General features: G+C 67.0%; 12 protein-coding genes. 3 read left to right on the forward strand and 9 right to left on the reverse strand.

What is annotated here, in order from left to right:
• Positions 1 to 36 precede the first annotated feature (36 nt).
• Positions 37 to 459, reverse strand: coding sequence for a universal stress protein (locus BM388_RS01230; protein ID WP_089846367.1), 423 nt, complete (start codon positions 457 to 459; stop codon positions 37 to 39).
• A gap of 463 nt (positions 460 to 922) precedes the next feature.
• Here BM388_RS01230 and BM388_RS01235 point away from each other — a divergent pair, with 463 nt between their 5' ends.
• The 3 genes from BM388_RS01235 (at position 923) to ahpF (ending at position 3,742) form a co-directional block, all read left to right on the forward strand.
• A complete protein-coding gene (locus BM388_RS01235) occupies positions 923 to 1,315 on the forward strand; it encodes a ribonucleotide reductase subunit alpha (RefSeq protein ID WP_089846369.1) in 393 nt (130 codons plus the stop codon).
• A gap of 137 nt (positions 1,316 to 1,452) precedes the next feature.
• Positions 1,453 to 2,016 carry an alkyl hydroperoxide reductase subunit C gene (gene ahpC, locus BM388_RS01240; RefSeq protein WP_089846371.1) on the forward strand — a complete coding sequence of 188 codons (564 nt, stop codon included), beginning with the start codon at positions 1,453 to 1,455 and terminating at the stop codon, positions 2,014 to 2,016.
• 172 nt (positions 2,017 to 2,188) lie between these two features.
• Positions 2,189 to 3,742: an alkyl hydroperoxide reductase subunit F gene (gene ahpF, locus BM388_RS01245; protein WP_089846375.1), complete on the forward strand. Its 1,554-nt coding sequence runs from the start codon at positions 2,189 to 2,191 to the stop codon at positions 3,740 to 3,742.
• A 123-nt stretch (positions 3,743 to 3,865) separates the two neighbouring features.
• Here ahpF and BM388_RS01250 read toward each other — a convergent pair whose 3' ends face one another.
• From BM388_RS01250 to nosR, 8 genes are all read right to left on the reverse strand, one after another.
• On the reverse strand, positions 3,866 to 4,231 hold the full coding sequence (locus BM388_RS01250; protein WP_089846377.1) for a DUF6164 family protein: 366 nt from the start codon (positions 4,229 to 4,231) through the stop codon (positions 3,866 to 3,868).
• Positions 4,232 to 4,243: 12 nt separating this feature from the next.
• Entirely contained in the window at positions 4,244 to 4,831 is a 588-nt protein-coding gene (locus BM388_RS01255; protein ID WP_245781425.1) for a hypothetical protein, read from the reverse strand.
• Positions 4,832 to 5,065: 234 nt separating this feature from the next.
• Positions 5,066 to 5,629 carry a nitrous oxide reductase accessory protein NosL gene (locus tag BM388_RS01260; protein ID WP_089846379.1) on the reverse strand — a complete coding sequence of 188 codons (564 nt, stop codon included), beginning with the start codon at positions 5,627 to 5,629 and terminating at the stop codon, positions 5,066 to 5,068.
• A 28-nt stretch (positions 5,630 to 5,657) separates the two neighbouring features.
• On the reverse strand, positions 5,658 to 6,482 hold the full coding sequence (locus BM388_RS01265) for an ABC transporter permease (protein ID WP_089846381.1): 825 nt from the start codon (positions 6,480 to 6,482) through the stop codon (positions 5,658 to 5,660).
• Positions 6,479 to 7,423 (reverse strand): ABC transporter ATP-binding protein, encoded by a 945-nt coding sequence (locus BM388_RS01270; RefSeq protein ID WP_089846384.1) that lies wholly within the window; start codon positions 7,421 to 7,423, stop codon positions 6,479 to 6,481. Before BM388_RS01270 ends, BM388_RS01265 begins: the two co-directional genes overlap by 4 nt.
• Entirely contained in the window at positions 7,420 to 8,766 is a 1,347-nt protein-coding gene (locus BM388_RS01275; protein WP_089846386.1) for a nitrous oxide reductase family maturation protein NosD, read from the reverse strand. The genes BM388_RS01270 and BM388_RS01275 overlap by 4 nt, the downstream gene beginning before the upstream one ends.
• A gap of 58 nt (positions 8,767 to 8,824) precedes the next feature.
• Positions 8,825 to 10,699: a TAT-dependent nitrous-oxide reductase gene (nosZ, locus tag BM388_RS01280; protein WP_089846388.1), complete on the reverse strand. Its 1,875-nt coding sequence runs from the start codon at positions 10,697 to 10,699 to the stop codon at positions 8,825 to 8,827.
• Between the two features lie 3 nt (positions 10,700 to 10,702).
• A complete protein-coding gene (gene nosR / locus BM388_RS01285; RefSeq protein ID WP_245781426.1) occupies positions 10,703 to 12,802 on the reverse strand; it encodes a transcriptional regulator NosR in 2,100 nt (699 codons plus the stop codon).
• Between the last annotated feature and the right edge of the window lie 59 nt (positions 12,803 to 12,861).

A 12,861-nucleotide genomic window follows, 5' to 3' on the forward strand; every position in this document is an offset into this window, starting at 1 on the left:
TGGGTGAACGAAAGGAGTGTTGCCTGGTGCAGGCGGTCAGTCGCGATGCCGCACCAGGAACACGGATACGTCGGTGTGCGTGGCGACCTTGCCACCGTTGGATGGCACGACGACGTCCAGCCGCCTGGGCAGGTGCGTGCTCATGATGACCAGGTCGGCACCCGTGTCATGGATGGCCTGAATGATGGCGTCATCCATGTCGGCGATGGGGTCGGGAGCGGTGACGACCCTGGAGCTGACCTCTTGGCCATGCAGCTTGCCCTGTGCCTTGGCGAAGTCCGCGAGCTTGTGCGCATACTCTTCCGGGGTCCTGGCCAGGGCGCCGGGAGTGTTCGCGGTCACGCTGACGTAGCAGGTCTCGGCCTGGTACCGCTTGGCGAGATCGGCCGCGAGGTCGATGGAGGACTGCAAGAGAGCCGCGTGTGCCAAATCCACGGGAACCATGATTTTCTTGAACATGTTCGTGACTCCTTGAGGTTGTCTCGAGAACGGTGTTGGTGAAGATACCTCCACGTCACGATCTTCCGGTCCAAAAAAGCTGCACAATTTTGAGGATGTGCCAAGGCAAACACCACTCCAGGCCTCAACGATGGGTCTACGCTGAAGGGCGGCTCGACCGAGGGATGAGCCGAGGGGGCGACATGGCCGACGTCTGCGGCCGGCGCCACGATAATATGTACGCGCGACACCGTATCGCGTCCTGTCGGTGGCGTAACGGCGCGTGTTGGTCGCCTGCCTCAACCTGCCGCAGGCGGTGGCGACTCTCTCCTCGGGTGGAAACCTGATCTGGATCGCGCGGGTCGCCATTCTCACTTCACGAAGCGGGGGGCGGCCCGTTACGCTGTTCGTAGCTTTCAGCCCTATACCCCACAGTCTTATGTTTTTCAGTCGTATATCCGCCCTGTCATCTTGAGGAGAGCCCGTGGCCATTTCCCGTTTTGCCGACCTGCTGGACGAGGCGCGCGCTCAGCCTGAGCCCCAGCGCCTGCTGTTCGTCTTCACCCGCGCCGAACTGCCCGACCACCCCAGCGAGGAGCAGCGGCGCCGCTTCGAGCAGGGCGAGGGCGGTGTGCTGACCCCGGTGGTCTGCGTCGACAAGGCCCCCGAGGCGCTGACCGACATGGCGGCGCTGGTCGCGGAGTCCCGCGAGACCGGCGCCGAGTGGGACATCGTCTTCGTGGCCGCCTTGGCCGGCCAGGACGCCGAGGCACAGGCCGAGCAGCACCTCAACCGCATGGTGGAATCGCTGAAGATGGGCAATGTGGCGTCGTTCCTGGCCTTCGATCGCCAGGGCGAGGCGCTGAGCCTCGGCTGAACCTCCTCACCATGGGTCATAGGGTTGAATTATCAGATCCATGGCACTATTCAATTTACGCTATCAAAAGATACGGGCTAACATGCGTCCCGTATTGCCGCCAATCACTCTACGAAAGTCGAAAGGAGCACCACCGAATGTCCCTGCTGAACACCGAAGTCAAGCCGTTCAACGCCACCGCCTACCACAATGGCGAGTTCGTCGACGTGTCCGACGAGAACCTCAAGGGCCAGTGGAGCGTCTTCTTCTTCTATCCGGCCGACTTCACCTTCGTCTGCCCGACCGAGCTGGGTGACCTGGCCGACAACTACGCAGAGTTCAAGAAGCTGGGCGTCGAGATCTACAGCGTCTCCACTGACACCCACTTCACCCACAAGGCGTGGCACGACAGCTCCGAGACCATCAACAAGCTGACCTACCCGATGATCGCCGACCCGACTCACGCCATCTCGCGCAACTTCGAGGTGCTGATCGAGGACGCCGGCATCGCCGAGCGCGGCACCTTCGTGGTCGACCCGGACGGCAAGATCCAGATCATCGAGCTGAACGCCGGCAACATCGGCCGTAACGCCGAAGAGCTGCTGCGCAAAGTCAAGGCCGCCCAGTACGTGCGCGCCAACCCGAACGAAGTCTGCCCGGCCAAGTGGGAAGAAGGCGAAGAGACCCTCTCCCCCTCTCTGGACCTGGTCGGCAAGATCTAAACGATCTGCCCCTGCCGGCGAGGCCCCTCTCGGCCTCGCCTGTCCCCACCCGGGCATCCCCTGCCCGGGTCTCTATTCAGGAAGCTTGAGCGAACCGAGGCGCCCCGCGCGGGAAGCCACGGGATCCTCATGCCTCCGTCTTGAACCCCGAACATGAAGGAATGCCGCTGTCATGTTGGACGACAATCTGAAAAGCCAGCTCAACGCCTATCTGCAGAAGGTCACTCAGCCGTTCGAGATCGTCGCGTCCCTCGATGACGGCGACAAGTCCAAGGAACTGCACGGTCTGCTGACCGACATCGTCGGTCTCACTGACAAGATCACTCTGAAGCTCGACGGTCAGGACCCCCGCACGCCCTCCTTCGCCCTGAACCGTCCCGGCGAGGAGAGCGGCGTGGTCTTCGCCGGCATCCCCATGGGCCACGAGTTCACCTCGCTGGTGCTGGCGCTGCTGCAGATCGGCGGCCATCCGCCCAAGGCCTCCGACGAGGTGATCGAGCAGATCAAGAGCCTCGACGGCGAGATGCGCTTCGAAACCTACTTCTCGCTCTCCTGCCAGAACTGCCCGGACGTGGTCCAGGCGCTGAACCTGATGGCGATCCTCAACCCGAACGTGCACCACGTGGCCATCGACGGCGCACTGTTCCAGGACGAGGTGAAGCAGCGCGAGATCATGTCGGTGCCGAGCGTCTACCTCAACGGCGAGCCCTTCGATCAGGGCCGCATGAGCCTGGAGCAGATACTGGCCAAGGTGGACACCGGCGCCGCCAAGCGCGAGGCCGCCAAGCTCAACGACAAGGCCACCTTCGACACCCTGATGATCGGCGGTGGCCCCGCCGGCGCCGCGGCAGCCGTCTACGCCGCGCGCAAGGGCATCCGTACCGGCGTTGCCGCGGAGCGCTTCGGCGGCCAGGTGCTCGACACCATGGGCATCGAGAACCTCATCTCCGTGCCCCGCACCGAGGGCCCCAAGCTGGCCGCGGCGCTGGAGGAGCACGTCAAGGAGTACGAGGTCGACATCATGAATCTGCAGCGGGCCGTCCAGCTGGTGCCTGGACAGCCGGGCGAGGAGCACGAGGTGGCGTTCGAGTCGGGCGCCCGCCTGCGCGCCAAGACCCTGGTGCTGGCCACCGGCGCCCGCTGGCGTGAGATGGGCGTGCCCGGCGAGGCCGAGTACCGCAACAAGGGCGTAGCCTACTGCCCCCACTGTGACGGCCCGCTGTTCAAGGGCAAGCGCGTGGCGGTGATCGGCGGCGGCAACTCCGGCGTCGAGGCGGCCATCGACCTGGCCGGCATCGTCGGTCACGTCACCCTGATCGAGTTCATGGACGAGATGCGCGCCGACGCGGTGCTGCAGAAGAAGCTCAGGAGCCTGCCCAACGTCGAGATCATCCTCGGCGCCCGTACCACCGAGGTGAACGGCGACGGCAAGCGCGTCGACGGCCTGACCTATGAGGAGCGCGCCACCGGCGAGCTGCGCCGGGTCGAGCTGGAGGGCATCTTCGTGCAGATCGGCCTGGTGCCCAACACCGAGTGGCTGCAGGAGTCGCCCATCGAGCTCTCCGAGCGCGGCGAGATCGTCGTCGATGCCCGCGGCATGACCTCGATCCCCGGCATCTTCGCCGCTGGCGACGTGACCACCGTGCCCTACAAGCAGATCGTCATCGCCATGGGCGAGGGCTCCAAGGCCGCCCTCGGCGCCTTCGATCACCTGATCCGCAGCTAATCGCGGCCGGGCGCCAGTCGCCCGGGTCCGTCACGACGCCCCCGCCGGCATTGCCGACGGGGGCGTTCTCGTTGCTAAGGCGAGGGACCGGCCGCCTGGCTGGGTGAGCGGAGACCTCGGCGCTCAGCCGTGCAGCCAGAGAAAGGGCAGCAGCGAGACGGCGAGCACGCCAGCGACCAGCAGGGCCAGCAGCAGCGTGCGGATCGGCCGATGCTTGAGGCGCCGCCACAGGGTCGGCGCCTCGCCGCGGGCGGCGAGGCTCGCCTGCTCATCGCGCATGCGCTCGCCGAGCGTCTGCTGGTAGGCGTCGATCAGCGACCGGGCCTGCTCCCGCTGGGCCTCGTCGCGCAGCCAGATGGCCGCCACGCCCAGCCCCCAGAAGCCGGCGCGGGTCTCGTAGGTCGCGATGGCATGCTCGTCGAGCAGCCGACGCACCTCCTCGGCCTCCTCGTCGGGCACGTTGCCCAGGTGAAACAGCAGCGTGGCCATCGTGGCCCTCCGTCAGTCGTTGCCTTCGTCGACGCCCGGGGCGGGCGCCTGTGCGCAGAGGCGCTGCATGCGCGCGATCGCCTCGCCGGCCCCGGCCAGGCTGAAGGCCATGAACCAAGGATCGTCCTCGCCGCGCATCAGCCGCAGGCGCAGCAGCTCGCCCGCGGCCATCTCGTCGAGCAGCAGGTCCAGTTCGGGCAGCGCGATGCGCACGTAGAAGCCGCGGTCGCCGCGCTCGGTGACGAAGGCGGCACGGCCGCTGTGGATGGTCTCGTGATCGACGCGCAGGTCGGCGGGCACGCGGTTCACCGTGGCGCTCTCGGGCTGGTAGGCGTCGAGCGCCACGCGAAGCTCCAGCCAGGGCAGATTACAGGCCCCGGCGCTGGCGTTGACGCTGAAGATCGAATCGCTGTAGCTGTGCTGGTCGATGGCGCGGAAGTGGCGCGCCTCGCCGAGCGACAGGGCCAGGGAGTGCCAGCCGCCATGGGCCCGGGCGTCACTGGTGTTGTAGTCCGTGGCCGCGGCGGGGCCGGCCAGCAGCAGGCATAGTGTAAAGAATAGCGGCAGCAGGGACGGGGCGAGACGGGAACGGCGTGGCATGACGGAGCTTCCTCGGACCGGGACGCGCCCGAGGCTAGCATGGCGGGGGCACTCTTTGGGAGCTCGGTTTACTGAGTGATGGACGTGCCGCCGGGAGACCTTCGGCCTCCATCGTGATCTGAAGATCACTCCCACAGGGTGGCAGTGCCATGCTCTTGTGGGAGCTCAATTCATTGAGCGATTGGCGCCGACAGGCGCCCAGCGGTATTACTCAGGACGGATGGCGCCTCGGGCTCAGTGGGCAGTCTCCATCGCGCCCTGGTCGTCCATTCCTTTCATTCCTTCTATGTCGCCGCCCAGCTCGCCGCGTCCCAGGCGCCCCAGCAGATCGAGATCGATCTCCTCATAGGCCACCAGCTGGCCGCCATGTTCCTCGCGGAAGGCCTCGGCATCGTCGCGTTCGGCGAAGGAGGCCAGGGTGTGACCCATGGCGCCGCGGCGATCGTGGCCGACCACGTACCAGGCGTCGCTGGCCGGCACGAAGGCCTCGTCCGCGGGCTGCTGCCAGGTCGTCTTGCCGATGTCGTGGACATAGGCGTGGGAGAGTCGGGTCTCGTTCTCCGGCTGCTTGAGGAAGGTGAAGAGCTCCAGGGTGGAGCAGAACTTGCTCGGCGTATCCTGCCCCTTGAGGAAGGCCTCGCCCTTGGGGCCGGGAAAGTTCTGGATCAGCATGCCGCAGACGTGACAGCTGTCGCCGTCCGCGATGGGCACCGGGGCGGCGAGGGTCTCGGGATCGGACTCGCTGCACCCGGTAAGCAGCACCAGGAGCAGCGTCAGCAGGATAGGTAAACGGGGCATGGGAAGACTCCGGAACGCGGGGATGGCCTCAGGCCGAACGGTGGCGGAAACGCAGCAGGGCCAGGCCCAGGGGGACCAGTATCCAGGCCATCAGTATCGGCACCAGCACGGCGGGCCGGAAGGCGCCGCCCTCGGCGATGGCGGTCAGGCCGATGTAGCTGCGGGCCGCTTCGAAGCCGGCCAGATTGATCAGTCGGAAGCACTCGGTGGGATTGAGCAGCAGCAGCCAGGGCAGCCAGTCGCCGCCTTGCTCGACGCTGACCAGCAGGGCCAGCAGCCCCAGGTCGAAGACCAGCACGAAGAGAAACCACACCACCAGGGCGAGGCCGGCGGCCCGGGCCTTCTCGGTGACACAGACGCTGATCAGATAGGCGAAGGCGATGAAGACCCAGCCCAGCAGCACGCTGCTGGCGATCAGCAGTCCCATGCCGGCGGCGAGCTCGGGGAGTGGCACGCCATCGGCGGCCAGCGCGATCACCGCCCCGGCGATGCCGAAGCCCAGCGTCGTCGCGGCGCCGAGGATCAGGCCGTGGCCGAGGAACTTGCCGAGCAGCAGCGAGGTACGACTGATGGGGTAGGTGAGCAGCAGCAGCAGGGTGCCGGCCTCCTGCTCGCCCACCACGGCGTCGTAGGCCAGTAGCAGGGCGATCAGCGGGATCAGGAACACCGCCAGGGTGGCCAGGCTGACCAGGGTCGTGGCCAGCGAGGTGAAGCCCAGCCCGCCGCTGGCCGCGGCGCCGAACCAGGCAATGCCCACGGCCAGCAGGGCCAGCACCAGGGCGATGGCCAGTACCCAGCGGTTGCGCAGGCCGTCGCGGAACTCCTTGCCGGCGATGGTCAGGATGGCAGTCATCGGGCGTCTCCCGAGGCGGGCCCCCGCGGGGCAGGCGGCGCCGCGGAGAAGTGGGTGTAGAGGTGTTCCAGGGTCGGCGGCAGCAGCTCGATGTCGTTCACGCCGGGCAGGGCGGTCAGGCGGCGCAGCACGGCGAGCTTGGCGTCGGCGGGCACCGAGAGCGTCACTTCGTGGCCGTTGACGGGCCTGGCCTCGATGCGCGGATCCTCCCAGCCGTGGCGCCAGTCGTGGTCGTGCATGGCCCCCCAGGCGCGGATGGTCAGCGGCAGCGACGCCTGTCGGCGCAGGGTCTCCATGTCGCCCAGCGCCAGGCGTCGTCCCCCGCCCAGGATCAGGGCGCGATCGATGTAGGGTTCCACCCCGGGGAGCATGTGGGAGGAGAGCAGCACCGTGCAGCCCCGCTCGCGCAGCTCGCGCACCGTGTCGTAGAAGTCGCGGGTGGCGGCAGGATCGAGCCCGGTGGTGGGTTCGTCCAGCAGCAGCAGGCGCGGCTCGCCGAGCAGCGCCTGGGCCAGCCCCAGGCGCTGGCGCATGCCCTTGGAGTAGGTCTTCACGCGCCGGTTGGCGGCGGCACCCAGGCCGACCCGCTCGAGCAGGGCCTCGACCTGGCGGCGATCGACCCGCTTGAGGCGGGCGAAGTAGTCGAGCACCTCGCGGCCGCTGAGCTGCTCGTAGAAGCTGACGTTCTCGGGCAGGTAGCCCAGCCGTCGGCGCAGGGTCTCGGCATGGGCGCCGTCGGGGGCGCCTCCGAGTACCGAGACGCGCCCGGCACTGGGCGAGAGCAGCCCGAGGATCAGATGCATGATGGTGGTCTTGCCGGCGCCGTTGTGGCCGAGCAGGGCCAGGACCTCGCCCTCGTTGACCGAGAGGTCGAGGGCGTCGAGGCGGACCAGGTCGCCGTGGCGCTTGGTCACGCCCTGAAAATCGATCACCGCGGTCATGCGTCGGCGTCTCCGAGATTGGGTTGATTCGAGCCGGGGGCTTTCATGGCGGGTTCCGTCATCAGGGGGGCGCTGTCCTTGACCCCCTGGGGGCGGAACACCGGGAACTGGCGCTGTATCCAGCGCAGCGCGAGCACCGCGGGGCTGTCCATCAGCAGGCGGGCGACCGGGTAGCGCCACAGCAGACGGTCCATGGCATCGTTGGGCTCGAAGGGGGTGTCGCCGATGCCGTCGCCGGCGAGATCCCAGCCCAGGTAGTTGCTCCAGTAGTTGCCCCGGCCCGCCTCGGACCACTCCTGGGGGCGGGTGGCCACATACATCACCTGCTGATGGTTGTCGACGAAGGCGTTGCCCACCACGGCATTGTCCTCAGAGCCGGCGGTGAGATGGATGCCGATGTCGCTGTCGGCGAAGCGGTTGCCTTCGAAGCGGTTGTATTGGGCGTTGTAGACAAACAGCGCCTTGCCGGCGGCGCCACTGACCAGCCCCTGGCCCTGGGCGTCCCGTCGCTGCTGGATGCCGGTGACGCGGTTGTCGCGCAGGGTAGAGTGGGTGATGTTGTTCATCAGGATGCCGTAGTGGCGGTCGTTATCCGAGCGGTTTCCAATCACCGTCAGCCGCTTGGACTGCATCAGGGCATAGCCGGTGCGGGTGCCCCGGGTGACATTGTTCACCAGCCGGTTGTCGTGGGCGTACATGTAGTGCACGCCGTAGCGCAGGTCTTCCATGTGATTGCCGCGCAGCAGGCTGTCGCGGCTGGTATCGATGTAGATGCCGTCGCGGGTGCCGCGGATGTCGTTGCCCTCCACCCGGACATCCACGACGTTGAACAGGTGGATGCCGTTGCCGCGGTCCTGGGAGCGCAGCGTGGCGTCGCCGCGGATGACGTTGTCGAGGACCTGCACGTCGCTCACGCCGTCCAGCCAGATACCGAAGGTGGGGCCCGTGAGGCGGGCGTCGCGTATCACGCTGCCGGCGGCGCGCTCCTCGACGAAGATGCCGGCGTCCATGTCGGTGAGGCTGGCGCCCCAGTTCTCGATGGTGAGGCCCTCCAGCACGATGCTCGGGGCGGCGAGGACCACGGCATGCCCCTCGCCGCCGCCGTCGATCACCGCCCCCGGCTCGCCCAAGAGGGTCAGCGTACGGTCGATGGTCACGGGGCCGGGGTAGCGGCCTTCGGGCAGCATCAGGCGGTCGCCGTCGCTGGCCTGGTCGACCAGCGGTTGCAGCGGCTCGCCGGGGCAGGCCGTCCAGTCGGCGGCCAGCAGGTCGCCCGGCAGCCACGCGAGCAGCCAGGCGACAAGAAAGAGTCGGGGGACGACGCGAGTCTGTCGTCGGGTCATGCGTCTCTCCGGGAAAGGGGGCCGGGCATGCCCGGCCCCTTGTCATCAGGCCTCGCGATCAGGCCTTCTCGACCAGCATGCGGCCGGTCATTTCCATGTGCATGGCATGGCAGAACCAGGAACAGTAGTACCAGTAAACGCCGGGCTTGTCGGCGGTAAAGGTGACGCTGGAGGTCTGCTGCGGGCCAATCTCCATGGAGGCGCCGTGGTTGACCATCACGAAGCCGTGGGTCAGGTCCTCCACCTGATCGAGGTTGGTGACCACCACGGTCACCTCGTCGCCCTGCTTGACCTTGAACTCGGTCAGGCCGAACTGCGGGGCTACCGAGGTCATGTAGACCCGCACCTGGTTGCCGTCGCGAATCACCTTGTTGTCGCCCTCGAGGGTGACCCCGTCCGCCTCGGCCATGGCACGCGTCTCGGCGAAGAACGGATCGTCACGCGTCCAGGTCCGGCTCGGGTTGAGCTGATCGGCGCGCAGCAGGATGCAGTCGTGGGGTTCGGCGAAGGTGGGGCCGTCGTGGACCAGCTTCATCTCCTCGCCGGAGATGTCGATCAGCTGATCGTTCTCCGGGTGCAGCGGGCCCACCGGCAGGAAGCGGTCCTTGGAGAACTTGGAGAGCACCACCAGCCACTTGCCGTCGGCGTCTTTGGACTCGGTGAGGCTGGCATGGTTGTGGCCCGGCTGATAGTGGACGTCGAGCTTCTGGCGCAGGTAGTTCACTTCCTCGCCGTTATAGGCGCGGATGGCGTCCTCGATGTTCCACTTGGCGATCTGGCTGTCGATGAACAGCGTGGTATAGGCGTTGCCGCGACCGTCGTAGGTGGTGTGCAGCGGCCCCAGGCCCAGCTCCGGTTCGCCGACCACGGCGTCGCGGGGCTCGATGGCGTCGTCGAACAGCTCGGGCAGCTTGGCGGTGGCGATGATCGAGACGGTGGGCGAGAGCTTGCCGTTGGCGACGAAGTACTTGCCGTCCGGCGAGGTGTTGAGGCCGTGGGGGTTCTTGGGGACCGGGATATAGCGGGTCAGCTTCGAGCCCTTGCGACCGTCGAGGACCGGCACCTCGCTGTCGCCCAGGGTCTCGAACTCGCCGGCGGCCACGGCGGCCTCGATGGCCTCGACGTCGAACACCACCACCCAGTCGCGCTCGGCGCGCATGGTATCGGCCAGCGTCATGCCCTTCTCGGAGTTGTAGCAGGTCGAGGCCACGAAGCGGCCGGTGTAGTCGGCATCGGTGTTGTCGAGGTTGCCATCGACGATCACCTGCCACGCCACGTCCATGCTCTCGGCATCGATGGCGTTGAACATGGTGAAGTAGTTGTCGGGGTTCTCCAGATCGCGGCCGTCGTTGATCTGCGGGATCGGCAGCTCGGCGTTGGCGAAGACGTACTTGGTGTGCGGCACCTTCTGCAGGCGCAGGCCGTGGATCGCCTGCACGTTGGGAATGCTGGTGATCTTGTCCGTCTTCATGATGTCGAGACGGATGCGGGCCACGCGAGTGTTGGCCTTGTCGTTGATGAACAGGTACTTGCCGTCGTAACTGCCATCGGTCATGGAGATGTGCGGATGGTGGCAGTCGCCGTTGAGGAAGCGTGACGAGTCGCCGAGGATGCGCTTCGACTCGTTGGTGATGCCCCAGCCGGTGGCGCTGTCGACGTTGAAGACCGGGATGCGCATCAGCTCGCGCATGGAGGGGATGCCCAGGACCCGAACCTCCCCCTGGTGGCCGCCGCTCCAGAAGCCGTAGTACTCGTCGAGTTCGCCGGGGGCGACCTCGATGCCGTTCTCGGCGGCGTGCGCCTCGCGGCTGCTCATCAGCGCGCTGGCACCGAAGCCGCCGGCCAGGCCGGCACCGGCGACGCCGGTCACCGCGCTATTGCGCAGGAAGTGGCGGCGACCGAGGCTTTCGATCTCTTTTTTCTTGTCTACCATGGTTCACTCCTCCTGAAGAGTCGGGATTCGCTGCAGCTTGCGGTCTCCGGCGGTGCCGGGGTCATGGGTCTCGACGCCGCCCTTGCCCGCGGCCAGGCGTGCCGCCTTCTCATAGCGCTTGCGGCGCTTGATCTCCGGCGGGCAGCGCTGGTCGTCGTGGTAGGTGATCTGGCAATCGAGACAGTAGTGACACTCGTTGGCATTGATGTGGCCGTCGGGGTGGATGGCGGCCACCTCGCATTCGTTGGCGCATATCTGGCACGGGCTGCCGCAGTCATTGCGGTGCCGCTTCAACCAGTCGAACAGTCGCAGGCGGGCAGGGATGGCCAGGCCGGCCCCCAGCGGGCAGACGTAGCGGCAGTAGAACTTGTGGTTGAAGGCCGAGATCGCCACCAGCGCCAGGGCGTAGAGCAAAAAGCCCCACTCGCGCTGGAAGCGCAGGGTGATGGCGGTCTTGAAGGGCTCCACCTCGGCGTAGCGCTCGGCGGTACCCAGCGAGTGCAGCGAGAGCGCGAACAGGCCCAGCAGGAGGATGTACTTCACCGCCCAGAGGCGCTCGTGGAGCCCGAAGGGCACCTCGATCTGCTTCACGCCCAGCTTGCGAGCGGCCTTGTTGACCAGGTCCTGCAGGGCCCCGAAGGGACACAGCCAGCCGCAGAAGACGCCGCGGCCCCACAGCAGCAGGCTGACCGCCACGAAGGACCAGAGGATGAACATCATCGGGTCGATCAGGAAGGAGCCCCAGCTGAAACCGCTGATCAGCGAATTGGTGAACGTCAGGATGTTGACCACCGAGAGCTGGGCCAGGGAGTACCAGCCGATGAACACCAGGGTGTAGACCAGGAAACCCAGGCGCAGCGGGCGCAGGATCCGCGGATGGCGCGCCAGCACGTCCTGGAACAGCATGACGATCGTCAGCACGATGAGGCCGGCGGCCAGCACGGCGATCTGGAACGCCTTGTCGCGCCATACCTGTACCCAGATCGGCTCCTCCACCGGCGGCTCGGGGCGTTCGATGTAGGCCTCGGGGACGCTATAGTCGGCGCTGAAGCGGCGGAACTCGGTGTCCAGGGGGCCGGAGGCGCGGCGCACCAGCAGCTCCAGCTGCCAGGGGCGGCCGGGATCGAAGGCGGCCTCATCGCGGACGATGAAGATGTCGCGCTCGTCGAGGCGCGGCGCCCCCTCGATGTCCAGCCTGCCCAGGCGGATATGGTCGCGGTCGTGAAAGCTGACCCTGGTGTTGCCCTGGGAGAGTTCGATGCGATCGAAGATGCCGCCGCGCACGTAGCCCGAGCCCTTGAAGGAGTAGTCGCCACGGCCCATAACCGCGATGGCGTGCTCACCCTCCTCCAGCTCCGCCATCAGCTGGTCGTACTCGGTGTCGCCCAGCAGGTTGCGGCCGGCCGTGGGCGGGTTCAGGTAGGTGATGAAGAGCTCGATGAAGGTCCGGTCGGCGGGCTGCGGGGTGTGCAGGTAGTCCTCGGCGGGGCTGCCGGCGAAGGCGGCGTCGACCTCGCCATGGGTCAGACGCAGGCGCCGGATGGTGCCGTCGCCGGTGAGCGTAGCCCAGTCGGCGGGTTTGAAGACGTCTTCCAGGACCGTCGCCGCCGGGGCGGCGGAGGGATCGGCGATCAATCCCTGCTCCGCGGCGACCTTTCGCGCGGCCCGGGTGATGGTGTCGCTGACGACGATGACGGTGACGGTGGCGCCGGAGATGGCGTCCAGTTCCTCACCGATCTTGAGACGGTCGTTGACGTGGGCGGGCACGTGGTCGTCGGCGAAGCCCTCGAGCTTCGACTCGGGGATACCCACCAGCATGATGGGTTCCTCGTGGCCGAGGATGTCGGCCTGGACGATGCGCCCCTCGAGGTCGATGCCCACCAGCACGTTGACCGGCTTGCCCGAGTAGGCCGGGATCGGCGCCACATCGACGCTCTCGAAGGCATAGCCGATGAGCTCGTCGCCGGCGTACACCTCGCTCACCGGCCACTGGGACTCGGCGGCTTCGAGCCGATCACCCTCAGGGAACCCCTCGCGAATCTGCGCCAGCTCCAGGGCGTGCAGCGATGAGGAGAGCAGCAACAGGCCAAGAGCGACTATCAACCCGAGCCATCGGGCTGTGATCCTGCGGCGTATCGACATGGTGGCTCCCCGAGGCAAAA

Source organism: Halomonas saccharevitans (assembly GCF_900116405.1).
GTDB lineage: Bacteria > Pseudomonadota > Gammaproteobacteria > Pseudomonadales > Halomonadaceae > Halomonas > Halomonas saccharevitans.